A 25,007-nucleotide genomic window follows, 5' to 3' on the forward strand; every position below is an offset into this window, starting at 1 on the left:
GACAGGCTTGTTGTTGAAGGAGCGCCCATGACCGGAATCCCGTACCCGACCACCCTGGCCAACTGCCGGACAGTGGGCGGGATGAGCGCCGGAAGCTCGAGTATCCGCCCCGCGGTGCTGTACCGCTGCGCCGCCCCGGTGACGGTGGATGAACAGATCACCGGCTGGGTGGAACACAGTGGCATCAGCCGCATTTTCGATTTGCGCAGCGAGTACGAGGCCCGCCGCGTCCTGGGCTTCCCCGAGGTGTCCGGCCGGGCCACGCGCACCAGGTTGCCCCTGATGGAGGGCGCCTTCGCGGTAGGGTCCACCATGCCGGACCTGGAATCTCTCTACCTGCCGCTGGTGCTGGATCACCCGACGGTCTGGGCCCAGGTGGCCGAGGAGGTGGCAACCAACGAGGGTGCCACCTTGGTGCACTGCACCGCCGGCAAGGACCGCACGGGAGTGGCCATCGCCCTGCTGCTGCTCGCGGTCGGGGCCGACCGCGATGCCGTCTTCGAGGACTATGCGGCCTCCACCGCGAACCTGCAGGGGTCCTGGTTGCAGGCCATGCGTACCCAGATCAGCGCCGCCGGGATCCCGGTGACCGAGAAAATGCTCGAGCTGATGGTCGGGACCAGCGTGCCGGGACTGGACCGGGCCCTGGGCGAAATCGAACGCCGGCACGGCAGCGTGGCCGACTACCTGCTCGCCCACGGCCTGGAACGTGCCGGGCTGGAACAGCTCGGTAGTCGCCTGCTGGCCTGAGGGCAGGCATCGAACCATCGGAACCACCGGAACCATCCCCATCAACCGACCCGGCCGGTCAGCGAAATCCGGCCCTGTGAGGAGCGCAGTGCCCTTCGACGTGATTGACCCGACCGCGGATATCAAGCTGGTCGCCGTGGATATGGACGGCACCTTCCTGGATGGCGACGGGCGGATCCCGGACGCCGCCTGGCCGCTTATCGACCAGCTGCACGAGCGTTCGATCACCTTCGCCCCGGCCAGCGGGCGCCAGCATGCACGGCTGGCCGAGCAGTTCGCCGGGTTGGCCCGGCCGTTGACCATCATCGCCGAGAACGGGACCGTGGTGATGCGCGGGGACCGGGAACTGTACTCCAATGTCATCGCCGCGCCGTTGGCGGACCGGGTCATCGGCCTGTTGCGCACCGCGGGGTCCGGTCTGGACTTCGGCGTGGTGCGCTGCGGCCGCCGGATGGGTTACCTGCAGCAGCCCGGGGACCAGCTCGCCCGCGCCGTGGAACCGTACTACGCCCGTATCCAGACCGTCGAGGACCTGCTTGCGGTGCAGGACGAGACGATCAAACTCGCCATCTACTGCCCGCAACGGTCCACCGAGGTGGCCCGGGTGCTGCAACCGGTGGCCGGCCAGCTACAGGTGGTGATCTCGGGGGAGAACTGGGTGGATGTGATGAACCTGGGAGTGCACAAGGGTGTGGCGGTCGGGGACCTGCAACGCCAGTTGGGCATCGGGCCCGAGCAGACCGTGGTCTTCGGCGACTACCACAACGACCTGGAGATGCTGGGCATGGCCAGCCACTCCTTCGCGATGGCCAATGCGCACCCGCTGATCCGGCAGGCCGCACACTTCACCGCACCGCCGAATACCGAACACGGGGTGCTGCAGGTGCTGCGGGCCTGGCTCGACGGGGCCGACACGCTGGCCGGGCACCTGCTGCGCTAGCGGTGCCGGTGCCGGCCGGAGAACAACCGGTCCAGTCCCGTGCCGCCGCTGCCGGTCAGCGCGAAGCCGGCCAGCACCACGGCCAATACCAGCACCAGCTCCCAGCCGCCATCGGCGACGAACAGGCCATGGCCGCGGTGTACCAGGTACCAGGCGATGCCCAGCTCGGCCAGCAGTACCAGGCAGACGAAACGGGTGGCCAGCCCCAATACCAGCGCCGCACCGCCGAGCAGTTCTGCACCGATCAGCAGCGGGGCGGCCAGGCTGGCATAACCGACGCCCAGGGAATCCAGCCAGGCGGTGGTGGCCGGCACCCCGTCGGTGAGCTTCCACCATCCATGCACCATGAACAGCGCACCCACCGTCACCCGCAGGGCGGTGCCCGAGATGGCGGCCAGCGTGGCCTGGGTGGAACGGTTCATGGGCGTGATCCCTTCGCTGCCGGTGGTCTGCACCCACAATACCGCCAGGTGCCGGCGATCACCGTCGGCGGCAGGGACGGCAAAGCCCCCGGCATGGTGTGCCGGGGGCTTGAAACCACGGATCAGGCCGGTTGGGTGTGCGCCAGGTGGTTCGCAATCGCGTCGAAGGCCCGGATGGTGGGGAACAGCCGCCCCGGGTCCTGCGGGTAGGGCCAACTGGAGAGCTTGACGCCCACGGTATTGGTATTAGGGTTCATGTAGATCATCTGGCCGTGGATACCCAGGGCCAGGGCCACATCGGATCCGGGGTACGGGAACCAGATCTGGTTGCGGTACATGCCCCCGGGCATCCGGTTGTCCCCCGGGGAATCCTCGAAGGCCTGGCGGGAATCGGGGTCCCCGGTAAAGGTGTCGGTGATCCACGCCTCGTCGATGATCTTCTTGCCGTTCAGCGCCACACCGCCGTTCACGTAGATCCAACCGAAGCGGGCCAGGTCGCGTAGCGTGGCGTTGAACCCGCCATCGAACATCCCCACATCGAACTGGTCGGTGCCCATCACCAGGTCCTGTTGCGCGCCGATCCTGGACCAGACCAGTTCGGAGAGCAATTCCTGCATCCTCTTGCCGCCGGCGGCCTCGCAGACCCACCCCAACACGTCGGTTTCGCAGGATCGGTACTCGAACGCTCCGCCGTGTTCGCGCTTGGCCTGCAGGGTACACAGGTACTCGTACATGCCCTTCGCCGGGTTGGTGTTCCCCGGTTCACGTTCCGCCCAGCCGATGGCCTGTTCCAGCAGACGCACCTCGGCCTGCGGGTCCATGTACTCCTCGGAGAACCTGATCCCGGAACGCATATCCAGCAGGTGGCGGGTGGTGGCCCCGGCATAGCCGCTGGCGGCCAGTTCCGGCACGTAGGCGGTGACCGGCTTGTGCAGGTCAAGCTTGCCCTGCTCGTGCAGGATGCCGGCGACGGTGCCCACCAGGGTCTTGCTGACACTCATCAGCAGGTGGTCGGTCACCGAGGTCATCGAGTCGAAGTATTCCTCCACCAGCACCTTGCCGCGGTGCATGACCAGCCAGCCGTCCGTGTTGGTGGCCTGGATGACACTGCGCACGGTCAGCGAGGGCTCGTTCTCGTCCTTCTGGATCAGCTCGATGCTGCCCAGATCCATTTCCATCATGTGGAGTTTGGCGGTGGGTTCCCCGCCGCGGCTGACCGGTGAAGTCGGCAGGATCTCGCTCAGGTTCTGGAAGCTCCAGTGCAGGTTCTCCTGGTGCTGCCAATTCTCGACCGTAATCGGTTCTTTCGGCCTGGCAGTTGTCATGAAGCTTCCATTGTCCTTCCCCGGCGGTGAGTATCAATCCATCGGAGGATACCACCGCCAGGTGAAGAACGACGATATGCCGATTACTCCGTGGTAGTCGTGGGCGGTACGGGAATTCCCTTGTACAGCGAGCGCACCGAGGAGATGAAGTGCTTGGCATCGATACTCAGCCGGGTCTTCTTGCGTCCCTCGTACTGCAACTTCGCCTTGGTGACCAGTACCCCCAAGTCAGCACCTTTCCAGCGGTAATCCTCGGCACCGTAGATGCGCAGGAAGAAGGCCTCCTTGTGATGCTGCAGCTGGTGCCAGTCCAAGGCGGAGCGGACGAACTGCAGCTTGCCACTGGAATCCAGGACGTACTGTCCGGTGCGTGGGGCGTGCGTGAGGTACTCCACAACATCATCGGTTTCCTTGATGATCATGTGACTCCAGATATCCGCGCCGCTCAGTGCCTCCCAGCGTTCGTTGATTTCATCGACATCCAGATCGAAATCGACATCCAGGAACTCCAACAGGTGGAACAGGAACAACGGAACATCGGCGTAGGCGCCGGCGGTCACGTTGGTGATGGCGCTGGCCCCGGAGATGCGTGGGTTCAATTCGCCGAGGTAGACCTCGTCGGTGTCGGTATCAACCAGGACATCGACCTCGAAGAAGCCGCGGTAGCCCTTGGATTCCAGGCCTTCACCGACACGGCGTACCAGCTCGATGGCCCGGGTTCGCTGCGAGGCGCTGAGTACATCCGGGTGCATCTCGTTGCCGCACCAGCCGCCCTTGTACGGGGTGAGTTCCTTGTATCCGGCCAGTTCGGTCAGGAACGGGCCGACGACCGTGCCGCAGCGGGTCAGTACCGCCTCGACGGCCACCGGCACATTGTTGATCCGTTTCATGACCTTGAGCTGTTCGCCGATCATGTCCTTGGCGTGTTTGTGCCAGTCGGCTTCATCGGCGATGAAGAACGTGGTCTTGCCCGAATCGCCGTAGGGGGTCTGGACCACCAGGTCGGTGCCCAGCTTGTTGGAGCGGGCCAATTCGAGCAGTTCGTCGTAGCTGGTGGCGAACCCCAGGACGTTGGGGACCGACGGGGCACCGGCGGCGTTACCCAGTTCGGTGGTCACGATCTTGGAATCCAGGTGGGTGCGCAGGTCGGCCGAGGGCAGTATCAGGTCGTAGCCCAGCTCCTCGCAAATCTGCTCGGTTTCCTCATCGAAGAAGACCATGGCGATCTTTGGGCGGGGTCCGTTGGGGGTACGGCGCGCATCGATGTGTTCACGCACCTCGGGGTTCTGCAGCAGCCAGTTGTTGATGGCCTCGCCGCTCTCGAACTCGGCATACGGCTTTTCGCTCGGGGAGAAGACCCGGGGATGGCCACCGTCCCAGCCGTCGTAGTAGCTGATGAAACTGAATTTGCGCACCCAGCGATCGAGCCCCAGCAGGTTGAAGGGGGTCGCACCCACGAAGTAGATCGGTGTCTCATTGGTGCGGAAGAAATGGCGGACCTCGCTCATGTTCTTCAGCGGGCGGGTGAAGTTCACAACCCGTGCATGGTCTTCAGAGGGCAGTTCAAGGGGAGTGTACGCGGCATCGGTCCCCACATTTGCCGTCGGAGCGTCTTCTCCGGGAGGGGTGGCCCGCCATCGGGCGATATCGCTCGGTTTTGGCATTCGCTGGTTGCGACTTACATCTGGTGCGGCAACATCCTTGCCCATGATCCGGTCCCCCACAATTTCCTGGTCGTGCTGTATTCGATGAAGTGTGATTCGTAAGACACTACACATAGAGCGTGCGTCAACGCATGTTGAAAATCAATTTATGTCACCTCTATATGACATGAGCCAAGTAAGGCGCATGGACCCTCCTTATGAACGCGAGATTAACTCCCGCAGCGGTGTCGACGACCGAGCGCACGCCACACCCTGGAATAGGGACAAGACCGCCGTGCCGACCCCGGATACCCGGGCTCGACACGGCGATAGATGTGATGTGCATCTCGTTATGGACTACCTTGCCACGTAATGCCCTATGGATGCCAGCGCGGCGCGTACGCCGGTACTTAATGTTGGTTCTTCCAGGGGCAGGAAATGCGGAGAATGGTTCACCGGGGGAGAGGTATCGGCCGGGTCGAACCCGCCGAAGAACCAGTACACGGTCGGCACCCCGATGCTGTCCCCGAGCCAGCCCACATCCTCCGAGCCCATCTTGGGTTCGTGGAAGTGCACCTGTTCCTCGCCCAGCTCGGCCTGCAGGGCCGCGGTCACCCGATCGGTGTGTTCCGGGTCGTTGTACAGACGGGGGAAATCGTAGAGGTGTTCAATCAGTGGGGCAGGGGCGTTGGAAGCTTGGGCTTCGGCAGTAACGATGCGCTCGACCGCAGCCAGGACCTGTTCGCGCACCTCGCGGGTCAGAGTGCGGATATTCAGTGTGAATTCCGCACGGTCGGGGATGATGTTCTCCTTCAGACCCCCATGGAAGGTTGCGCAGGTGACGACAGCGGGGCTCAGAGGCGCCAGTTCCCGAGAGGTGATGGTCTGCAATCGGGTGATAATGTGGGCGCCGAGCACGATCGGGTCAATAGCATCCTGTGGCTGTGATCCGTGGGCTTGCCGGCCGTACAGGGTGACTTTCAGTGAATCGGCCAACGCCATGGCGTTGCCGCTGGTCACCGCGACCTGCCCTGCGGGGAACGGGAACACGTGCTGTCCCAGAATCACTTCGGGACGTGGTGCCTTGTCCCACAGGCCGTCGCTGACCATCGCCTTGGCCCCGGCGGCGGTTTCCTCGCCAGGCTGGAAGATGAAGACTACGGTTCCCGACCATGCTTGTTGCTGTCGCAACAGTAGTTTGGCTGCCGTAAGGGCTGCGGTGACATGAGTGTCATGCCCGCACCCGTGCATAAGCGGAACCACGGTCCCGTCGTCCAGAATCCCGGTGGCCGTGGAAGCATAGGTGGCGCCTGTGTCCTCCTTGATCGGCAGTCCATCGGTGTCCGCGCGAAATCCCACGACGGGGCCGGTGCCGTTGCATACCACGCCAACCACTCCGGTGCCGCCGCAGCGGAAATGCTCGATCCCCAGCTGCTCCAGTTGCGTTTCGATATAGCGTGCTGTGTGCTCTTCCTGCATCGATAATTCCGGGTTGGCGTGCAGATGACGGTACATGTCGTGCATCCGGCCGGTGTCTTCCGGGGTCAAGTGCGTGCTGAGCATGGTGGGATTCTCCTTGGTCGGGGCGGTTTGTGTGGGTTGCGGGGTATCGTCGCAGGGCTATTGGCCACCGTTGGTACGGAACTTCTTGCGATCACGGACCAGCCAGCTGACCAGGATGGAGAAAATGACCACCAGTGCAGTGGAGAACATCGACACCGACTGGAAATTCGGCAGGATCAGGAACTGCATGCATAGTGCCAGGCCGATGGCCACCAGGGTCGGGCGCAATTGCTTCATTGACACGATGGCCTGGACGAGTACCGCGCCCATCAGCGAGGGCAGGATGTATAGTCGGGCCACCTCAATGACCTCGGTGGGAATCCGGGTGACCAACCAGGTGCCCAGCAGGCCCACAAAAATCAGCAGACTGGTCAGATGGACGGTGGCGGCACCGCAGATGGCCATCACGGCGGCTAAATCCCCGCGCTTGGTGCCGGCCTTGGCCCCGATGGTCGACTGGGCGACGATCGCCGCTGGTAGCAGCTTGTTGGAGATATTCCCGATCATGAAGGCCTGGTACATGGCCGCTGAGCCAAGGATCGGGAAGTAGGTCAGCGGTTCGACAAACCATAGTACGCCGAAGGTCGCGGCCACAGCCACCAGCGAGAGCCAAACCATGCCGGCGGTGATCTGCAGGTCGGAAAAGAAGAAGATGTAGGCCGGGCCTGCCAATGACAGCAGCAGCCCGATACTCATGGTGATTGAACCGTAACGGGTAGTTTGGGCCTCGAAGCGTGCCATCGAGGCGTTGGCATTGGATGCGGGGACCGGGGTTGTGGAAGCCATAGCGGGTGCTCCTGGGTTTTTAGGCGGTGTGCAGGAAGTAGGCGGCAGTCAGCGAAATGACGATGGAGAAGCCCAGCGCCCATTCGCGCAACCACTTGGCGTTGAGCAGTTTGGCGAGCAGTAGGAACAGTCCCATCAATCCCGCGGAAATGAAGATCAACATGGCGTGCACATTGGATTTGGGGAGTTCGGCAATGGACAGTGAGGAGAACGCGGCGATCAACGCAGCCGTGGGAATCAGTGCCATGACAGCAGGGTTCTTCTTGGCCAGCGACTTGCCGCCCTTCTTCAGCACCGGGGTGAGCAGCAACGTGGTCAGCATCCACATCCCCCCGGAGAGGCTCATGGTGATGAAGGCGACGGCGAAGACTTGCTGCGTGTACAGCGAGCCGCCGAGGTCCGCGCCCATGGTGCTGGCCGCGATTTGCGCCGACGCCGTTTCGGCCTGGGCCGATCCGACCAGCCCGATACGGAGGAGCACCGCCGGGGTCCCGAACAACGCCAGCAGGGCGATGGCGACCAGCACTACGGCCAGAGACGGGCCGATGGAGGCCACGGCCCCGGCTCGGAACGACTCGGTCAGTTCCCGTTTGGGCATCTCTACATGTGGTGCGGCGGCCCTGGCTGCGCGCATGTAGAGCACTGTCTGCACGAAGATCACGGTGAAGACCCCAAGGGCGCAAATCCAGAGCACCGGGTTGTTGGCCACGGCCCAGATATCGGTGGACATCGGATCTCCGAGTGCCAGCACTGGCATGGTGTTCATGGGGTCTCCTTCGGGTGAGCTCCGCGGAATCAGCGCGGAGACCATGTGATGTAGCTCTCGTCACTCAATGGTCGGCGATATCAGCGAGCATGACAAGAAACGGAGAGAATGGACAACATTCTGGCGATATCCGCCAAATTATCAAGGTACTGAATCGAATATTCCGGGAAAACGACAGTAGACGTGGGATCTGATGCAGGTATTCTCCTATAAACTTCGAGTACCTGTGGGAAGGACTACGGCAATGACGGGCAAACGGGAACCAGTGTTGAACGAACTCCAGCAGAGAATTGTGGGGGCGCTGCAAGTCGACGGCCGTGCCACCTGGCGCAAGATCGCTACGGTGCTTGGGGAACCCGAACGCACCGTTGCCCGCTACGGCAACGAACTGCTCTCCACAGGCCACGTCACGGTGGCTGCCATACGCAACCAGCTCGGATCGGTGGTAGGCACCTTTTCGTGTCTACCTGGGGCCGCCCGACTCAGCGTTGAATCGCTGGCCCAACGCGAAGACACTACCTACAGCTACCTGACCACCGGCATCGCCGATGTGGTCACCGAAGTGCACTACGACGGCGACACCGCCGACATCCTGACCCTGCAGTTGCCAGCCACCCCGGGAATCTCGCAGTACGCCACATACCCGGTGCTGAAGTACTTCAAAACCATACGCGGGTGGCGTGCCGGAGTGCTCACCGTAGCGGAGGAGGGCGCCATGGCTGGCCCCTATGGGACGGATCGGATCAGCTGGAACCCGGATCCGGACCTGGGCGGGCAGGACGTGCAGATTATCGACATCCTGAAAAGGGACGGCCGGGCCACGATCGAGTCCATCTCCCGCCAGGTGGGCATCAGTGAAACCTCGGCTTCGCGGCGGCTGGAGGCGATCCTGTCAACGGCGCAGGCCACGATCCGCACCCTGGTTGAACCGGGGCTGATGGGGCTGCCGGTCGAGGCGCAATTGTGGGTGGAAACCTCGCCCCACCTGATCGACGGACTGGGCACCAAGCTCGCCGAACTCCCGCAGGTGCGCTATGCGGCTGCACTGGCAGGGGACTACCAGTTGCTCATCGACTTGACCTTGCCGACGCAGATGGACCTGTACCGGTTCATCACCGCGCCGATGTGGGGGGAGGGGCAGACCCGGATCCGCACCGCGATGGTGGTCCGGGCCCGCAAACGCGGTGGCAGGCTATTCGATATCAGCTAGCATCGACTCGAATGTGGGATTCTCAAAGACGAAACCGGACTCATCGAGCACTTCGCTGGTCACATGCCGGCCGGTCAACGCCACCCGCGGGTTGGATCCCAGTACGGTGGCGCCGAACTGGACCAGCGCGGCCGGGGAACCAAGGCCTGGCATCGAATACTTCTGCCGTAGCAGTTGCATCATCTGGGCGTTGCGCACCGGGTTAGGCGCGGCGGCGTGCACGATCCCGTCCGCCGGGCGGACACCGTCAACGCCCAGCATGCCGCGCACCAGATTCAGCCAATCGGGCAGGGAAATCCAGCTCACCCACTGCTGGCCGCTGCCCACCGGTCCGCCCAATCCGGTGCGTACCAGCAACATCAGGCTCTTGAGCAGGGGCGCCTGGTCGGCGAACACCAGGGAGGTGCGCAGCACGTAGTTGTGCTCGGCCTTGACCGGGGCCTGGGCGAAGGCCTCCTCCCAGGCGCTGGCCACACCGGTCATTTCCGGCAGGGCGTCCTCGCCGGTGGGCAGCGGGCTGGATTCGGTGATCCTGCGCTCGCCGGCATCGCCGAAGACGGCCGTGGTGCTGGACTGGACCCAGGTCTCCAGGGTGAGGCCCAGGGTTGCGACTGCATCGGCCAGCGCGCGGGTGGAATCCACACGGGAGGCGGTCAGCGAATCGATGTTGGCATCCGTATTGCGCTTGTCCACCAGCTCCCCGGCCAGGTTGACCAGGCTCACCGGGTAGTTCTCACGCAGGAACGCGGACTTCCACGGGCCCTGGTGCTTGCCGTCCCAGTGGTATTGGGCGGCCGGGAAATCGGCTTCCTGGCTGCGGGTGAGGACCACCACCGAATTGCCGCGGCAGACCAGGTCGGCCACCAGCCGCCTACCCAGGAAACCGCGGCCGCCGGCCACCACGACATGGCGTTGCACCCGGTGGCGGGCCACATGCGGGATGAGCCGGTACAGGCGTGCACAGCCGATGGCGAAGTCGTCGAAGAGCGGATTGGCCACGGTGTGCTTGAAGGCGGTGGTGCCCGGCCCGTTCAGTTCCACGGTGAAGTGCAGCCTCGCCCCGCCCTCGACGGCTTCGACGATCCAGCGCAGTGCCATGGAACCGCCGGGCTGGGGTTGGGTGAACTCGACCAGCCGTTGGGGCTGGTTGCGCCGCGTGATGGAACCTGACGGGGCCGTTTCGCGGTGCAGGGTGCCGAAAACCCGGCCCGGGGGCAACAGGTCCACCGCGGAACCCACCCCGCGTTGGTCGTCGTGCACCATGAAACCGTCGAAGCTCTTCATCCAGGTCCCGGTCTGCTTCAGGTTGCCGACCACGGCAAACAGGGCGTCGGGTTCGGCGGCCAGGAAATGCGATTCGGTGCGCTGCCAGTGGGTGAGGTTCTGCTTCAACGCTGCCAGGGTAATCAGTCCTTCCAGATCGAGTGCGGTACCGCAGAGCAGCTGTTGACTGGTCCACGGCCGTATATCCATCGTAGGCCGGTGGGTGGTTGATGCCCAGTAGCGGCACCGGGGCGGTAGCAGAAATGTGCCCGCCGGGAAGCGCCGCCGGCCCGTTGGCGGCATTGCGCTCCGACCGGGACCCGATCACGGGCTGCGCAATCGATATCAACGGCGGATGAACGCGCCCTTCCCGACCGAATACGCCCGGGAGTCATCCGGATTCCGGACCGCGAGGAGGTGTTCGAGCCGACTGCAGGCCTCGCGCACTGCGGTAGGAAATCCCTGGCGGAGCAGCCAATCGTGCACCGTAGGAGCGTCGGCAGGATGCATCAGCCCGATCGCGATGTCCAGGGTCGGCTTGGCGGGCAACCCGGAAACCGACGTTGAGCCGATGTGCTCGATGGCCACGGGGCGCGGAGCCGTGGAAGGCGGGATTTCGGCCAGCCGGGTGAAGACCTGCACCCAACGAGGCGAGTCAGGGACGAGGCGAACGGTTCCACGCCGCAAACCCAGATCCCCCGACTCGAGGCAGGCCAGCAGCGCTGGTGCGGGCGGGTAGGCAACTTCGGCTCGCACCCGGGACCGCTCCGGGTTCCCTGCCGACATGTCCATGAACCGATTCCACGGGTATCTCCAAGGAGGTCTCCGGTCGCATTCCCGGGCCGGGAAACGGCGTTAAAAGGCCGAGCCCGGTCCCGCCCATGACAGGGCCGGACCGGGCAACGGAACCGGGTGGAGCGGGATCAGACCGCGCTGCGCGCGTTGACCTCGATCTCCATCTTGGTGAACTCGTCGGTGATTTCGGCGTTCTCGGTGTAGGTCGAACGCGAGACCAGCCAGGCCACCAGCAGGTTGAGCAGGAAGCCCGGGACGATCTCGTACATGGCACCGCTCAGCACGCTGACGTTGCCCCAGATGAAGACGGTTACCGCACCGGTCACCATGCCGGCGAACGCGCCGACCGCGGTCAGCTTGCGCCAGTACAGGCTGAGCAGGATGATCGGGCCGAAGGCTCCACCGAATCCGGCCCAGGCGAAGGCGACCAGCTCGAGGATCGAGGACTCCGGGTTCAGCGCCAGGATTGCCGCCACGATCGCGATGACCAGCACGCCGGTGCGGCCCAGGACCACCAGGGTCTTCGGGCTGCTCTTGCGGCCCATGATGTTGTACAGGTCCTCAACCAGGGCAGAGGAGCACACGATCATCTGCGAGGACATGGTGGACATGATGGCCGCCAGCACCGCTGCCAGCACCAGACCGGCAACCAGCGGGTGGAAGAAGATCTGCGAGAGCAGCAGGAACACGGTTTCGCTGTTCGCGGTGCTCAGCGGTTCGTCGGCGAAGTAGGCGACACCGATCAGGGCGGTGCCGATGGCACCGGCCGCGGTCAGGATCATCCAGCTGATGCCGATGCGGCGGGCCACGGTGGCCTCGGCCGGGCTGCGCAGGGCCATGAAACGCACGATGATGTGCGGCTGGCCGAAGTAGCCCAGTCCCCAGGCCGCGGTCGAGATGATCGCCACGACAGCCAGCACCCAGTGGGTGTCGTCGAAGGAGGAGAACAGGTTGAAGGCCTGCGGGTTCACATCGGTGATCTTGCTGCCCAGGGTGGCGAAATCGCCGATCTGGATGACTGCGACCACTGGCACGGCGATCAGCGCCGCGAACATCAGCAGGCCCTGGGCGACATCGGTCAGCGAGGCGCCGAGGAACCCTCCGAACAGGGTGTAGAGCAGGGTGATGCCGGCAACAAAAAGCATGCCATTCAGGTAGGGCCATTCGAAGGAAGCCTGGAAGAACTTGCCGGCGGCCACCATGCCCGAGGAAACGTAGAAGGTGAAGAACACCAGGATGATCAGGGCCGAGGCGATGCGCAGCAGGTGCTTGCGGTCCTTGAGCCGTTTCTCGAAGAAGCTCGGGATCGTGATCGCATTCTGCGAGATCGCGGTGTAGGAGCGCAGGCGCGGGGCAACGAACTTCCAGTTCAGCCACGCACCGATGACCAGGCCGATGGCGATCCAGGCCTCGTGCAGACCGGTGATGTAGATGGCACCGGGCAGGCCCATGAGCAGCCAGCCGGACATGTCGGAAGCGCCGGCGGACAGCGCCGCCACCCATGGCTTGAGCCCGCGGTCGGCGAGCATGTAGTCGTCAATATTGCTCGTGCGCCGGTAGGCGAAGTAGCCGATACCGAGCATGACACACATATAGAAGGCTATCGCGATCATCTGGAACGTATGGTCGGACATGATTTCCTCGTTGGTAGCGCGAGTGTGCGGGGTCGATCCCTCATGATCTAATGAGGCGCACTGTGCTGGTGGTGCGAGTCACCACTATGGCACCATTTCCGTCATTTGTCGCGCATGGAAAAGCAGGCCGTTACCATTTCGTGACCTAGTCTGTGGCTGAGGTCACGATAGCGGCGTTCTGTTCGGCGGTATGTGGCGAAGGCAACAACTTGGCCTGCTCATGCAGGCACTCGCGCACCGCGGCGATGGCCGGGTTGCGTTCCGAGGAGTGCCGCATGGCCGTGAACACCGTGCGCACCGGGGCGCCGGGCAGATCCGCGATACGCAGGCCGCGCCGCCGCTGGGCCCACACCAGATCCGGCAGCAGGGCCACGGCATTGCCCGATTCCACCAATTGCACATGGGCCTGCAGATCCGCGGTCTCGTAGCGCACATCGGGTTCGAAACCGGCCAGCCGGCAGGCCTGCTCGGCCCAATGGCGGCTGGCCGCTCCCACCGGCTCCATGACCCAGGGCAGGAACGCGGCATCCTCGATCCGGTTCACCCGGTCGAATTCGGAGACGTCGGTGGGGTCGGTGGCCGGGAGGGCGAGCCGGATCGCATCGTAGGTGAGCGTCCGGCGGTCCAGGTTCTCGAAGTGCTTCGCGGCATGGCCCGGGTACTGCTCGGCCACCACCAGGTCGAAGTTGCGCAACCCGGTTTCATGCAATGCGCGTTCGGGTTCCTGTTGGCTCATCTCCACCCGCAGGTGGGGCATCTCGCCACGCAAGCGTCGCAGCACCCCGGGCATGATCGCCAGCATCGCGGTCTGGAAAGCGGCCAGCCGCACGGTGCCGGAGACCGTGGGCATGGTGGCTTTCAGGTCCGCCTCGGCCCGCTCCATGGAGTCGAGCAGTTCCTCGGTGTGCGCCACCAGTACCTGGGCCTGCGGGGTCAGGGCCAGGGTGCGCCCGTTGCGTTGCAGAAGCTTGACCCCGGCCTCGGTTTCCAGCAGGCTCAGCTGCTGCGAGACGGAGGAGGGGGAGTAGCTCAGGGCGAACGCCACATCGGCGATGGTCCCGCGGATACTCAGTTCGCGCAGAAGCCGCAGTCGTCGCAGTTCAAGCATGGTCTTGGGCCCTATCTCGGAACGGAAAACGGCCAGGCAGAACCGGCGCATTGGTATCGAATACGATACATCGGCAAAAGCGAATGTAACAATTCACTTTTGTTCACTTTTACTGAACTGAAATTGGGGTCATACTCGGTAGTGCACACAGCTTTTTCGAAGTAAGCCGTCGGATTCTGGCACCTGAAGACTCCGGTTGGACCCAGAACGAAAGATGCGTTGGTGCTCCTGAACTCATCCAGCATTGTGGAAAGGCGCAACGTGTCAGTCACGAGTCATACCCCATCCCACGTCCCGCCGGCCTTGGCCGCCGACGGGACCCCGCTCGTCCAGCCCGCCGACCTGGCCCAAGAGGTCATCGCCCTGGTCCGCCGCTGGCTGACCGAAGCGGCCAAACACCCCACCGACGCCTCCGCCGCCCGGCTGGCCGGTGTGCTCAAGGACCCGCATGGGCTGGACTTCACCGTCGGCTTCGTCGACGGGGTCATCCGGCCCGAGGACCTGAAGGTCGCCGCGCAGAACCTGAAGACCCTGGCCCCGAAGGTGCCCGGCTTCCTGCCGTGGTACATGCGCAAGGCCGTGGCCCTGGGCGGTGTGATGGCCCCGGTTCTGCCCGGTGTCGTGGTGCCGATCGCTCGCCGGGTGCTGCGTGAAATGGTCGGGCACCTGATCATCGATGCCAGCGACTCGAAACTGGGTGGCGCGATCTCCAAGGTCAAGCGCGAGGGCGTGAACCTGAACGTGAACCTGCTCGGCGAGTACATCCTCGGCGAGGGTGAAGCGGCCCGGCGCATCGCCGGCACGCAGAAGCTGCTGGCCCGCGATGACGTGGACTACGTCTCGATCAAGGTCTCCTCGACCGTCGCCCCGCACAACCATTGGGCGTTCGATGAAGCCGTGGAGAACATCATCTCCAAGCTGCGCCCGCTCTATGCGATGGCCAACCAGGGGCCACAGAAGAAGTTCATCAACCTGGACATGGAGGAGTACAAGGACCTGGAGTTGACCATCGCGGTCTTCACCAAGCTGCTGTCCCTGGACGAGTTCAAGGACCTGCCGGCCGGCATCGTGCTGCAGGCCTACCTGCCCGACGCCCTCGGCGCGATGATGCAGTTGCAGGAATTCGCCGCCGCCCGCGTGGCCGACGGGGGAGCACCGATCAAGGTGCGTGTGGTCAAGGGCGCGAACCTGCCGATGGAAACCATGGAAGCCGATATCCACGGGTGGCCCCTGGCGACCTGGCACACCAAGCAGGATTCGGACACCAGCTACAAGGCCGTCCTGGAATACGCGCTGCGTCCGGACCATGTGCGGAACGTGCGCATCGGCGTGGCCGGGCACAACCTCTTCGACATCGCGCTGTCCTGGCTGCTGGCCAAGTCCCGCGGCGTGGAATCGGGGATCGAATTCGAAATGCTGCTGGGTATGGCCACCGGCCAGGCCGAGGCGGTGCGCCGCGATGTGGGCGAGCTGCTGCTCTACACCCCGGTGGTGCACCCGGACGAGTTCGATGTGGCCATCGCCTACCTGATCCGCCGACTGGAGGAAGGCGCCAGCCAGGAGAACTTCATGTCCGCGGTCTTCGAACTGGACAAGAACCAGGAGCTGTTCGAACGCGAAACCAACCGTTTCCTGGCCTCCCTCGAAGCGCTGACCGACCAGGTACCGGCCCCGCACCGGGTACAGGACCGGAACGTATCCGTGCCCGGGCTGGAAGCGACGGTTGCCGGGTTCGCCGACGGATCCACCACGTTCTTCAACACCCCGGACACCGATCCGGACCTGGCCGCCAACCGCGCCTGGGGCCGCGAGATCCTGGCGAAGATGCAGGACTCCTCCCTGGGCAAGGACCTGGTCTCCTCGCACACCATCACCTCCTCCGCCGAACTGGATGAGGCCATCGCCATGGGCGTGGATGCCGCGGCCGGCTGGCAGGAACTGGGATCGGCCAAGCGCGCCACGATCCTGCACACCGCCGGGTTGCTTTTCGAGGAACGCCGCGCCACCATGCTCGAAGTGCTGGGCTCCGAATGCGGCAAGACCATCGACCAGGGCGATGTGGAAGTCTCCGAGGCGATCGACTTCGCTCACTACTACGCCGAACAGGGCCGCGCCCTGGACCAGGTGGACGGCGCGGACTTCGTGCCCTCGAAGCTGACCGCGGTCACCCCGCCCTGGAACTTCCCGATGGCCATCCCGGCCGGGTCCACCCTCTCGGCCCTGGCCGCCGGCTCGGCCGTCATCATCAAGCCCGCCGGGCAGGCCGCCCGCATCGGCGCGGTCATGGTCCAGGCCTTGTGGGATGCCGGGGTTCCCAAGGACGTGCTGCAGCTGGTCTTTGTCGGCGAGCGTGAACTGGGCCGACAGCTGGTCTCCGACCAGCGCGTGGACCGGCTGATCCTCACCGGCGGCTACGAGACCGCCGAACTGTTCCGCTCCTTCCGCAAGGACCTGCCATTGCTGGCTGAGACTTCCGGCAAGAACGCCATCATCGTCACCCCGCACGCCGACCTCGATCTGGCGGCCCGCGATGTGGTGGCCTCCGCCTTCGGCCACGCCGGGCAGAAGTGCTCGGCCGCCTCGCTGGTGGTGTTGGTCGGATCCGTGGCCGAGTCGCGGCGCTTCAACAGCCAGCTGATCGACGCGGTGAAGTCGCTGCGCGTGGGCTACCCGTGGAACCCCGAGGCCCAGATGGGGCCGTTGATCGGGGAACCGGGCGAGAAGCTGGCCCGCGGGTTGACTACGTTGGGGGCTGGCGAACGCTGGGCCCTGGAACCGAAGCAGCTCGATGACTCGGGCAAGCTGTACTCCCCGGGGGTGCGCTACGGGGTCAAGCGCGGCAGTGAATATCACCTGACCGAATACTTCGGCCCGATCCTGGGCGTGATGACCGCCGACACCCTGGAACAAGCGGTCGCGATCGTCAACGAGATCGACTACGGGCTGACCAGCGGCCTGCACTCGCTGGATGCCGACGAGCTGGATTACTGGCTGCAGAACATCCAGGCCGGCAACATCTATGTGAACCGCGGGATCACCGGGGCGATCGTGCAACGCCAGCCGTTCGGCGGCTGGAAGAAGTCGGCGATCGGTGCAGGTACCAAGGCCGGTGGCCCGAACTACCTGATCGGCATGGGCGCCTGGAACGACGCTCCGGTACGGGACACCGCGCCACTGTCCACTTTCGACACGCGGCTGGTGAACACCGCGGGGCTTTCTGAAACCGACGCGCAGTGGCTCACCGCGGCCCTGGGCAGCGACAAGCTGTGGTGGAACACCGAGTTCAACCAGGCCAAGGACCGTTCGGGCCTGATCTCCGAACGCAACATCCTGCGCTACCTGCCGGTGGATGTCACCGTCCGTTATGAAGCCGCCACCAGCGGCCACGGCATCGCCGAGGGACTGCGTGTGGTCGCCGCCGGTGTCGCCGCCGGGTCCCGGGTGGTCTTCTCCTGCGCGGCCGAACTGCCACGCGGGGTACGCAACCTGTTGGCGGAGCATTCGGTGACAGTGGTGCAGGAGGATGCCGCAGGATTCGCCAACCGTGCCGCCCGCCTGGCCGCCCAGCGCGGCCCGCAGTCCTCGGCCCGGATCCGCCTGATCGGCGGTTCGGTTGCGGAGGTGGCCGAGGCGACCAACGGCAAGCCGGATGTGGCGATCTACGCCTCGCCGGTCACCGGTGCCGGACGGGTGGAGCTGCTGCCATTCGTCCATGAGCAGGCCGTGTCGATCACCGCGCACCGTTTCGGTACGCCCAACCAGTTGAGCAACGAGCTGATCTAGCTTCCTGCCCGGCAGTCCTGCGAACAACCGGCTGCCGGAGGGCTGGAACATAGGCTGCGCACCCGATATGCCCCCTGCAGGGGGCATATCGGGTGCGTCTGCGTTTAACGCCGGGGGAGCTGGCTGCGGGCGGACCGATAGGATATGCGACATGGCGCGAACCTTTACCCTGATCCAATTGCGGTACTTCATGGAAGTGGCGCGCCTGGAGAACATGCGGGCCGCGGCCCAGTCGCTCAACGTCACCCAGTCCACGCTGTCCGCGGCGGTGAGCCAGCTGGAAAACGACTTGTCCGTCGTGCTTTTCCGGCGCCTTGCCAGCCGTGGGCTGCGGTTGACCGACGACGGCAAGAGGTTGCTGGCCGGTGCCCGGTCATTGTTGGAAGACGCCGAACTGCTGCATTCGAGGGTCAGCGGCGAGGCGCAGGGACTCACCGGCCGCTTGCGGGTAGGGATTTTTGCGCCGATTGCGCCATTTGTCGCACCCCGGCTGCTGCAGGGGTTCGCCGAAGCGTATCCGGGCATCTCGCTGACCTTCATCGAAGGGACACAACGGGAAGTGCTGGACTCCCTGCAACGTGGGGAATGCGAAATCGCGCTGATGTACGACCTCGGTGTCGGCGCCGAATTCTCGATGCAGCCGGTGGAACGCATCGGCGCCCACGTGATCCTCGCGCAGGATCATCCGCTGGCGGATTCCGGCAAGCCGCTGCACCTGGCCCAATTGCAGGGCGAACCCTTTGTGCTGCTGGACCAGGAGTACTCCCGCGAATACTTTCTGCGCCTGTTCAGTTCGCTGGGGCTGACACCGAACACCAGATACTGGGTTTCCGGGTACGAAACGGTGCGGTCCTATGTGGCCATGGGGTTGGGCTACTCGATCCTGAACCGGCGTTTGGACAACGACATGACCTACACCGGCCTGCCGGTGGTACGTGTCGCGATTGCCGATCCGGTCCAACCCATCGACATAGTCGTGGTGCACCCCAGTGACCTGCCCATGGGGCGCAAAGCCCAGGCCTTTGCGCGATTTACCGCCGGGGCACTGAGCGGGCTCGATGGCTAATGATCGGAGAAACCGATCACTGTGAGCGGAGAATTCCGTTGGACGCTGTGGTGCAGCTCACGCCATGCTGGTTCTGAAGCACATCGGCATCGGCCGCTTCCCGCCCAAGACGTGAGGGCGGCCATCGAAAGAAGGCAACCACGTGACCATCAGCAAGAGCACCTCCGAACCAGAGACCAGGCAGGAACAACCAGCGGGCAAGGCGAAAGCCACCGGCATGCAGCGCCGGGTACTTGCCGGGGGCAGTGTCGGCCAATTCATTGAGTTCTACGACTTCACCCTGTACGGATTATCCGCTGTCACTCTCTCGCAGCTGTTCTTCCCGTCGGGGAGCACCATGGCCGGATTGCTGGCGACCTTCGCCACCTTCGGTGTGGCATTCCTGATTCGCCCGTTGGGAGGCGTGTTCTTCGGTGCGCTGGGTGACCGGATCGGGCGGCGCAAGGTCCTGTTCATCACCCTGATGACCATCGGCCTCGCCACCTTCGGCATCGGACTGTTGCCTACCTACGCGCAGATCGGCGCCCTCGCCCCGATGCTCCTGGTGCTCTGCCGGCTGGCGCAGGGATTCTCCGCGGGAGGCGAATCGGTGGGCGCTCCGGCGTTCGTCTTTGAGCACGCACCATTGGACCGCCGCGGTTTCTGGTTGAATATCACCTTGGCCGCCACCGCTCTGCCATCGGTCTTCGGCGGCACACTGATCCTGGTGCTCTCTTCAACGATGAGCAGCGAGGACTTTTCCTCCTATGGCTGGCGTATCCCGTTCCTGCTGGCCTTGCCGATGGCCTTCTTCGGGTTGTGGATTCGGGCCAAGACCGAGGAGTCCGAGGTCTTCAAGGAGGTCCTGCGCAAGAACGAGCACAAGGAATACAGTCCCTTGCGAGAGGCCTTGGCCGAGAACAAGCTGCGCATGGTCCAGGTGATCTTCGTGATGGCGCTGACCGCCATGGGGTTCTATTTCCTTTCCGGGTATTTCGTCTCCTATGTGGAGGTGTCAGGCAACCTGAGCCGGGAACAGTCACTGCTGGCCAATGCGGTCGCGATGGCCTGTTATGCACTGCTGTTGCCGTTGGGTGGCAAACTCAGCGACCGCTATGGGCGCAAGACCATGCTGATTGCCGGTTCGGCGCTGCTGGCGCTGCTCAGCATGCCGTGCTTCTGGCTGGTGACCAGTGGGTCGTTGCCACTGGCCATCGCCGGTCAGCTGCTCTTCGTGGTTCCGATGTGCGTCTATGGTGGCGGCTGCTACACCTTCTTCGTGGAAATCTTCCAGACCAAGACCCGCTTCACCTCCTCTGCGATCAGCTACAACGTTGCCTACGCCCTGTTCGGCGGTACCGCACCGTTCATCGGCACCATGCTGGTCAGCGCGACCGGTGTCGCCATGATCCCGGGGGTCTATATGGCCGTGGCGGCCGCTGTGGTCTTCTGCCTGCTGGTTTTCACCCCGGTCCCCGAGACCCACCCGATCCTGGGTTCCCAGAACCGGGTCCGGTTTCCCTAGGGCAACGCCTCCCTTTGACCGATTTCCCTCATAATGCTTGAAAGGCATCTCATGGATAACGACTTCCTCACCGATTTCCACCACGTCGCGACCTTTGGCGCAACCAAGAACAATGGTGTGGATCGCCAGGCGGCAACCGCCGAAGACAAGCTCAGCCGCGACTGGTTCTCCCGCTTTACCCGCGAGCAGGGGTGGCAGCTGCGCACCGATTCGATCGGCAACATGTTTGCGCTCAATGAGCTGGTACCCGGTGCACCATATATCCTGCTCGGCTCCCATCTGGATTCGCAGCCGCTGGGAGGAAGATTCGATGGAGCCTACGGGGTGATCGCCGGGCTCCATGCCGCCAAGCGGATCGGGCACCAATTGACCGAGACCGGAGTGCAGCCCCGGTACAACATCGGCGTGGTGAACTGGTTCAACGAGGAAGGCGGCCGTTTTGCCCCCTCGATCATGGGCTCTTCGGTATTCGCCGGCCTGATGGAACGGGACCGGATGCTGCAGGTGCAGGATCTGGAAGGAACCAGTGTGGCCCAGGCGCTGGACGCCATCGGGTATCTGGGTAGCGATCCGGGGCCCGAGGTGGCCGGATACGCCGAGATACACATCGAACAGGGCCGCATCCTTGAACGCGAGGGCATCGACCTGGGGGCGGTGGACTACTCGTGGTACACCCAGAAGCTCGATGTGGAGGTCCTGGGTGAGCAGTCACATACCGGGGCGACGGCGATGGCCGATCGTCACGATGCGCTGGTGGCCGCCAGCAAGGTGATCCTCAAGGTCCACGACGTGGTGGCAGGATTCGAGCCGGAAAGCATCGTCTCCTCGGTGGGCCGGATGACCCTGGAACCCAATTCCCCGATCGTGGTGGCCCGACGGGTGCATCTGGTGGCCGATTTGCGGGCCGTGGACCGGGAAACCGTGGTCGAAGCCCGACGGGTATTGCTGGAGCAAATCGCGGAGATTGCCAAGGAACATGAAATCCGCATCCTCGTTAACGACTTTGATGTGCGCGACATCCAGTACTATCCCGAAGCCGGGTTGGAACTGGTTGAAAAGGTCGGGGCCGATCTGGGGGTCTCCGTACGCCGGATCCGCACTATGGCCGGCCATGATTCGGTCGCCATGAACCGCATCGCCCCCACCGTCATGATGTTCATCCCGTCGGTCGACGGTGTCAGCCACTGTGAACGCGAGTTCAGCACGGACCGTGACATGCTCACCGGGTTGCGCGCCCTGAGCGAGGTCGGTTACCGGATGGTGTGCGGGGCGCTGACAGCGGATGTCGCCGAGTCCGGTACCCGTGACGAGGAAAGCCTGGTGCTCTGATGGAACAGGACATCGCCTACCTGGATGCAGTTGCGCAACGTGAAGCCTTCGTCCATGGGGAACTGGCCCCGAGCGAGGTGCTGGAGGCCCAACTGCAGCGAATCGAGGACTATGACCAGGGCCATGAAGGGATTGGTGCGATCACCGAGGTCCTGCAGGAATCCGCCCGGAAGCAGGCACGGAGCGCCGACGACCGTTATGCCCGGGCCCGGGCGCACGGCACCGAGCTGCCGGCCCTGTTGGGGATTACGGTGGCGACCAAGGAAAAGCACGGCCTGGCCGGGTTAAGCCTCAGCCAGGGGCTAATGGCGCAGAAAGGCGTTGTGGCCCAGGCGAACCACCCGGTGGTGGACAGGCTCCTGGCGGCCGGCGCGATCATCCACACACGCACTACAAGTCCCGAATTCAGCTGCGCCACGGTCACCCACTCACCCATCTGGGGTGTCACCCGGAACCCGTGGAACCGGCAGAAGTCCCCGGGCGGCTCCTCGGGCGGCTCCGGGGCGGCTCTAGCCGCTGGATTCACCACCTTGGCCACGGCCTCGGATATTGCCGGGTCAACGCGAATCCCCGCAGCCTTCACCGCAACGGTGGGATACAAGGCCCCGTACGGGCGTATTCCGGGAGCGGGGTACCTGTCCGCGGACTGGTATCGCGGAGATGGCCCGATGGCCCGTACCGTTGCCGACACCGCGCTACTGGCCTCGGTGATGAGCGGCGCACATCGCGAGGATGCCAACTCGTGGGGAGATCATGGGCAGTCCCCGCTACCCCGGGAGTTGCCGGAGTTGCGCGGCATCCGATTCGGGGTAAGCACACGGTTAGGTGACTTTCCGGTCACCGGGCCGGTCGCCCGTGCCCTGGAAACGGTGGTCAGCCGGTTGCATGCAGCAGGGGCCCGGGTGCAGGAAGTGGAACTACCGTGGAGCACCGACCAGGTGCGCGAGACCTTCATGGCGCATTTCGGCCAGATCCTGGCGCCCGCCATGCAGCAGGTCATCGGCGATTCGACGGCCGAACGTGCCGCGTACACCGACCAGTTCATCCAGGAGGCGCTGCGGGCCGGGCAACGGCACAGCTTGATCGACTCGCTGCAGATGGATGAACGGATGAATCGCGAACTGAACCGGGGCACGCAGGACATCGACATCCTGTTGTGCCCGACGAACGCGGTGGATTGGCTTGAGGCCGACGGGGAGTACCTGCAGGGGCTGACGGTAGGGGATCGAACCCTGGAACACTACTGGGAGGGTCATATGACCAGTCCGTTCAATATCTGCAACCAGCGTGCGGTGTTGAGCATCCCGGTGGGTGTAGGCGACGCGGGGGTTCCGATCGGCATGCAGATCGTGGGCCAGCCACGGGATGAAACGACCGTGTTTTCCGCCGCAGCACACCTGGAAACCCTGCTGGGCTTCAGTGCCCGCGCCACCGATATGCCCCAGCTCCGGTCAGCTTCCCGATAGCAGAGCGGTCGGCGGGCGATGGGGCCCGGAGGCTAGTTCCCCGGGTTCCAGTACCGGTTGCGGCGCGGTTTCTGTTCGGGATCGATGTGCTTGGGCATGACCACGTACGGCAGCCCGTCGATCACCACCACCTGGATCTCCCCGTTGTCCGCCGCATGATGGTGCGAATCGCACATCGGGCCGAGGTTGTCCATGGAGGTGGTACCGCCCAGGTACCACGGCTTGATGTGGTGGATCTGCAGCCGTCCGGGCGGCGCGCAGCAGCCGGGCACCAGGCACCCGCGATCGCGGGCCAACACCATTTCGCGCATCGCCGGTGGCACCAGCCGATACGCTCTGCCATAGTCCAGCAGCTGCCCCTTGGCGTTGAACACCGCGGAGATGATGTCGGCTTCGCAGAGCAGATGGCGCAGTTCCCCTGCCGGGAGGTTGATGCCATGGGCGGTTTGCGCGTGCCCTTCGGCCAGTTTCCTCAGGTCCTCCACCTGCAGGTGGACCACCAGTCGTGGCCGGATTTTCTTGCGGGCCCCCGAGTCGGTGGGCATACTGCCAACGAGGTCCATCAGGGCGCTGAGCGCCCGTTCCGCCGGGGTGGGCTCCAACCCGGGCTGTTCCGGATCCCAGCGGGCCGAGTCCTCCACGTCATCGGGCAGGAAATCCGGGCGCTCGGCCGGTTCGGCGGGGGCATCGTCGTCCGGGGACGTGTTGCGGGCCGCCTGTCCGGCTTCGGTGCGCGGATTGTTGGCTTGGGCGATGGCCGATTCAAGGCGTTCGGCATCGGCCAGCCCCACCCGCAGCAGGTATTCACGGCAACGCGGGTTGCGCACCGGCAGCCGGTGCAGGCCCAGCCGCAGCGCCGCACGGGTACTGGTTGCGGCATCCGCTGCCGCATCGTTGACCAGGGTCTTGACCAGCCGTTCGGATTCGCGGGCGGTGGGACGCCGGCGCAGGACCTCGGCGGCATGTTCCTCCACGGTGCGCCCGTCGGCGTGGCGCAGGGTGGGAGCGCACGGTATCCCGTCGAAGGAGGTATCCGCCGGTTCGTGTTTGGCCAGCTGGCCGCTGGCGGCACGGACCTGCTCGGGGTTGTACCCCGGGTCGGCAAAGAGCGTGGCCAGGTGCGGAAAACGCGGGGGGAGCGGGGAACCGGCCGCGTCGCGCCGCCCCACCAGATCCCCGGCATCCAGCACCTGCTGGCGGGCCTCCGGAAAGGGGATATGCAACCAGGCGGCCAGCAGCTCGGCCGGGTTCTTGAAGCTGGGGCGCCCGCTGCAACGGCGGGCCGGCCGGGCGGGATCCGCGGCGCGGGTGCGCAACTGCTCGTATTCGGCCGGGTCCAGCTGATGCGCATTGGTGGCGGCAACCCGGTCCGCGGCGGTCAGGGCCATCCGGGTGGCCTGGTGTTGCAGGCCCCGGGCGGTGCCGGCCAGTTCCAGGGCCAGCCGCGGGTCATCGGTACCGGCCAGCGCATCGCCCAGGACTGCGAAGAGTGCCCCGGCGGCGGAAGCCAGTTGCCGCCAGAGTTCCGGGTCCTCGTCGGGGCGCACCGGGGTCCCGTTGCGGTGCAGCGCCTCGATCAGCTGCTGCAGCCCGCGCAGGTCGGTGTCCGGTGTGCTGGTTAACATGCACCCAGTGTGCCCGGGCCGCGCCCGGT

Annotated in this window: 19 protein-coding genes; 8 read left to right on the forward strand and 11 right to left on the reverse strand. The window is 64.6% G+C overall.

Annotation, left to right across the window (positions count from 1 at the left end; genetic code table 11):
- The first annotated feature begins 27 nt into the window (after nucleotides 1–27).
- Together OK351_RS16320 and OK351_RS16325 are read left to right on the forward strand one after the other, a co-directional pair.
- Nucleotides 28–750 carry a tyrosine-protein phosphatase gene (locus OK351_RS16320; RefSeq protein WP_265161154.1) on the forward strand — a complete coding sequence of 241 codons (723 nt, stop codon included), beginning with the start codon at nucleotides 28–30 and terminating at the stop codon, nucleotides 748–750.
- A gap of 88 nt (nucleotides 751–838) precedes the next feature.
- On the forward strand, nucleotides 839–1,690 hold the full coding sequence (locus tag OK351_RS16325; RefSeq protein ID WP_265161156.1) for a Cof-type HAD-IIB family hydrolase: 852 nt from the start codon (nucleotides 839–841) through the stop codon (nucleotides 1,688–1,690).
- Here OK351_RS16325 and OK351_RS16330 read toward each other — a convergent pair.
- The 6 genes from OK351_RS16330 to OK351_RS16355 form a co-directional block, all read right to left on the reverse strand.
- Nucleotides 1,687–2,112: a DoxX family protein gene (locus OK351_RS16330; protein ID WP_265161158.1), complete on the reverse strand. Its 426-nt coding sequence runs from the start codon at nucleotides 2,110–2,112 to the stop codon at nucleotides 1,687–1,689. The genes OK351_RS16325 and OK351_RS16330 overlap by 4 nt on opposite strands.
- A gap of 122 nt (nucleotides 2,113–2,234) precedes the next feature.
- Nucleotides 2,235–3,437, reverse strand: a complete 1,203-nt coding sequence (locus OK351_RS16335) for a serine hydrolase domain-containing protein (protein ID WP_265161160.1) — start codon at nucleotides 3,435–3,437, stop codon at nucleotides 2,235–2,237.
- Between the two features lie 83 nt (nucleotides 3,438–3,520).
- A complete protein-coding gene (locus tag OK351_RS16340) occupies nucleotides 3,521–5,101 on the reverse strand; it encodes a biotin carboxylase (protein ID WP_265161163.1) in 1,581 nt (526 codons plus the stop codon).
- 336 nt (nucleotides 5,102–5,437) lie between these two features.
- Nucleotides 5,438–6,643, reverse strand: a complete 1,206-nt coding sequence (locus OK351_RS16345; protein ID WP_265161165.1) for an amidohydrolase — start codon at nucleotides 6,641–6,643, stop codon at nucleotides 5,438–5,440.
- Nucleotides 6,644–6,700: 57 nt separating this feature from the next.
- Nucleotides 6,701–7,429, reverse strand: coding sequence for a hypothetical protein (locus tag OK351_RS16350; RefSeq protein WP_265161167.1), 729 nt, complete (start codon nucleotides 7,427–7,429; stop codon nucleotides 6,701–6,703).
- A 19-nt stretch (nucleotides 7,430–7,448) separates the two neighbouring features.
- A complete protein-coding gene (locus OK351_RS16355) occupies nucleotides 7,449–8,186 on the reverse strand; it encodes a DUF5058 family protein (RefSeq protein ID WP_371931481.1) in 738 nt (245 codons plus the stop codon).
- Nucleotides 8,187–8,439: 253 nt separating this feature from the next.
- Here OK351_RS16355 and OK351_RS16360 point away from each other — a divergent pair, with 253 nt between their 5' ends.
- A complete protein-coding gene (locus OK351_RS16360) occupies nucleotides 8,440–9,405 on the forward strand; it encodes an Lrp/AsnC family transcriptional regulator (RefSeq protein ID WP_265161171.1) in 966 nt (321 codons plus the stop codon).
- Here OK351_RS16360 and OK351_RS16365 read toward each other — a convergent pair.
- From OK351_RS16365 to OK351_RS16380, 4 genes are all read right to left on the reverse strand, one after another.
- Entirely contained in the window at nucleotides 9,388–10,878 is a 1,491-nt protein-coding gene (locus OK351_RS16365) for an NAD-dependent epimerase/dehydratase family protein (protein ID WP_265161174.1), read from the reverse strand. The two genes, OK351_RS16360 and OK351_RS16365, sit on opposite strands and share 18 nt — an antisense overlap.
- A 135-nt stretch (nucleotides 10,879–11,013) precedes the next feature.
- Entirely contained in the window at nucleotides 11,014–11,454 is a 441-nt protein-coding gene (locus OK351_RS16370) for a GrpB family protein (RefSeq protein ID WP_265161176.1), read from the reverse strand.
- Between the two features lie 137 nt (nucleotides 11,455–11,591).
- Nucleotides 11,592–13,097, reverse strand: coding sequence for a sodium/proline symporter PutP (gene putP / locus OK351_RS16375; protein WP_265161178.1), 1,506 nt, complete (start codon nucleotides 13,095–13,097; stop codon nucleotides 11,592–11,594).
- Between the two features lie 145 nt (nucleotides 13,098–13,242).
- Nucleotides 13,243–14,205 carry a LysR family transcriptional regulator gene (locus OK351_RS16380; protein WP_265161249.1) on the reverse strand — a complete coding sequence of 321 codons (963 nt, stop codon included), beginning with the start codon at nucleotides 14,203–14,205 and terminating at the stop codon, nucleotides 13,243–13,245.
- A 261-nt stretch (nucleotides 14,206–14,466) separates the two neighbouring features.
- Between OK351_RS16380 and OK351_RS16385 the strand changes: the two genes are divergently transcribed.
- From OK351_RS16385 to OK351_RS16405, 5 genes are all read left to right on the forward strand, one after another.
- Nucleotides 14,467–17,988, forward strand: a complete 3,522-nt coding sequence (locus tag OK351_RS16385; RefSeq protein WP_371931477.1) for a proline dehydrogenase family protein — start codon at nucleotides 14,467–14,469, stop codon at nucleotides 17,986–17,988.
- Nucleotides 17,989–18,139: 151 nt separating this feature from the next.
- A complete protein-coding gene (locus OK351_RS16390) occupies nucleotides 18,140–19,054 on the forward strand; it encodes a LysR family transcriptional regulator (RefSeq protein ID WP_265161180.1) in 915 nt (304 codons plus the stop codon).
- A 142-nt stretch (nucleotides 19,055–19,196) separates the two neighbouring features.
- Complete coding sequence (locus OK351_RS16395; RefSeq protein ID WP_265161182.1) at nucleotides 19,197–20,558, forward strand: MFS transporter; 1,362 nt, start codon at nucleotides 19,197–19,199, stop codon at nucleotides 20,556–20,558.
- 51 nt (nucleotides 20,559–20,609) lie between these two features.
- Nucleotides 20,610–21,887, forward strand: coding sequence for a M20 family metallo-hydrolase (locus tag OK351_RS16400; protein WP_265161185.1), 1,278 nt, complete (start codon nucleotides 20,610–20,612; stop codon nucleotides 21,885–21,887).
- Nucleotides 21,887–23,353 carry an amidase gene (locus OK351_RS16405; RefSeq protein ID WP_265161187.1) on the forward strand — a complete coding sequence of 489 codons (1,467 nt, stop codon included), beginning with the start codon at nucleotides 21,887–21,889 and terminating at the stop codon, nucleotides 23,351–23,353. Before OK351_RS16400 ends, OK351_RS16405 begins: the two co-directional genes overlap by 1 nt.
- A 32-nt stretch (nucleotides 23,354–23,385) precedes the next feature.
- Here OK351_RS16405 and OK351_RS16410 read toward each other — a convergent pair whose 3' ends face one another.
- Entirely contained in the window at nucleotides 23,386–24,978 is a 1,593-nt protein-coding gene (locus OK351_RS16410; protein ID WP_265161189.1) for an HNH endonuclease signature motif containing protein, read from the reverse strand.
- Between the last annotated feature and the right edge of the window lie 29 nt (nucleotides 24,979–25,007).

The sequence above is a fragment of the Glutamicibacter sp. MNS18 genome (genome assembly GCF_026107515.2).
Taxonomy (GTDB): domain Bacteria; phylum Actinomycetota; class Actinomycetes; order Actinomycetales; family Micrococcaceae; genus Glutamicibacter.

What these genes read in the sequence shown, in the direction of transcription:
- OK351_RS16320 (WP_265161154.1), top strand. Translation starts at nt 28, where the DNA reads ATGACCGGAATCCCGTACCCGACCACCCTGGCCAACTGCCGGACAGTG.
- OK351_RS16330 (WP_265161158.1), bottom strand. Translation starts at nt 2,112, where the DNA reads ATGAACCGTTCCACCCAGGCCACGCTGGCCGCCATCTCGGGCACCGCC.
- OK351_RS16335 (WP_265161160.1), bottom strand. Translation starts at nt 3,437, where the DNA reads ATGACAACTGCCAGGCCGAAAGAACCGATTACGGTCGAGAATTGGCAG.
- OK351_RS16340 (WP_265161163.1), bottom strand. Translation starts at nt 5,101, where the DNA reads ATGCCAAAACCGAGCGATATCGCCCGATGGCGGGCCACCCCTCCCGGA.
- OK351_RS16345 (WP_265161165.1), bottom strand. Translation starts at nt 6,643, where the DNA reads ATGCTCAGCACGCACTTGACCCCGGAAGACACCGGCCGGATGCACGAC.
- OK351_RS16350 (WP_265161167.1), bottom strand. Translation starts at nt 7,429, where the DNA reads ATGGCTTCCACAACCCCGGTCCCCGCATCCAATGCCAACGCCTCGATG.
- OK351_RS16355 (WP_371931481.1), bottom strand. Translation starts at nt 8,186, where the DNA reads ATGCCAGTGCTGGCACTCGGAGATCCGATGTCCACCGATATCTGGGCC.
- OK351_RS16360 (WP_265161171.1), top strand. Translation starts at nt 8,440, where the DNA reads ATGACGGGCAAACGGGAACCAGTGTTGAACGAACTCCAGCAGAGAATT.
- OK351_RS16365 (WP_265161174.1), bottom strand. Translation starts at nt 10,878, where the DNA reads ATGGATATACGGCCGTGGACCAGTCAACAGCTGCTCTGCGGTACCGCA.
- OK351_RS16370 (WP_265161176.1), bottom strand. Translation starts at nt 11,454, where the DNA reads ATGTCGGCAGGGAACCCGGAGCGGTCCCGGGTGCGAGCCGAAGTTGCC.
- putP (WP_265161178.1), bottom strand. Translation starts at nt 13,097, where the DNA reads ATGTCCGACCATACGTTCCAGATGATCGCGATAGCCTTCTATATGTGT.
- OK351_RS16380 (WP_265161249.1), bottom strand. Translation starts at nt 14,205, where the DNA reads ATGCTTGAACTGCGACGACTGCGGCTTCTGCGCGAACTGAGTATCCGC.
- OK351_RS16390 (WP_265161180.1), top strand. Translation starts at nt 18,140, where the DNA reads ATGGCGCGAACCTTTACCCTGATCCAATTGCGGTACTTCATGGAAGTG.
- OK351_RS16400 (WP_265161185.1), top strand. Translation starts at nt 20,610, where the DNA reads ATGGATAACGACTTCCTCACCGATTTCCACCACGTCGCGACCTTTGGC.
- OK351_RS16405 (WP_265161187.1), top strand. Translation starts at nt 21,887, where the DNA reads ATGGAACAGGACATCGCCTACCTGGATGCAGTTGCGCAACGTGAAGCC.
- OK351_RS16410 (WP_265161189.1), bottom strand. Translation starts at nt 24,978, where the DNA reads ATGTTAACCAGCACACCGGACACCGACCTGCGCGGGCTGCAGCAGCTG.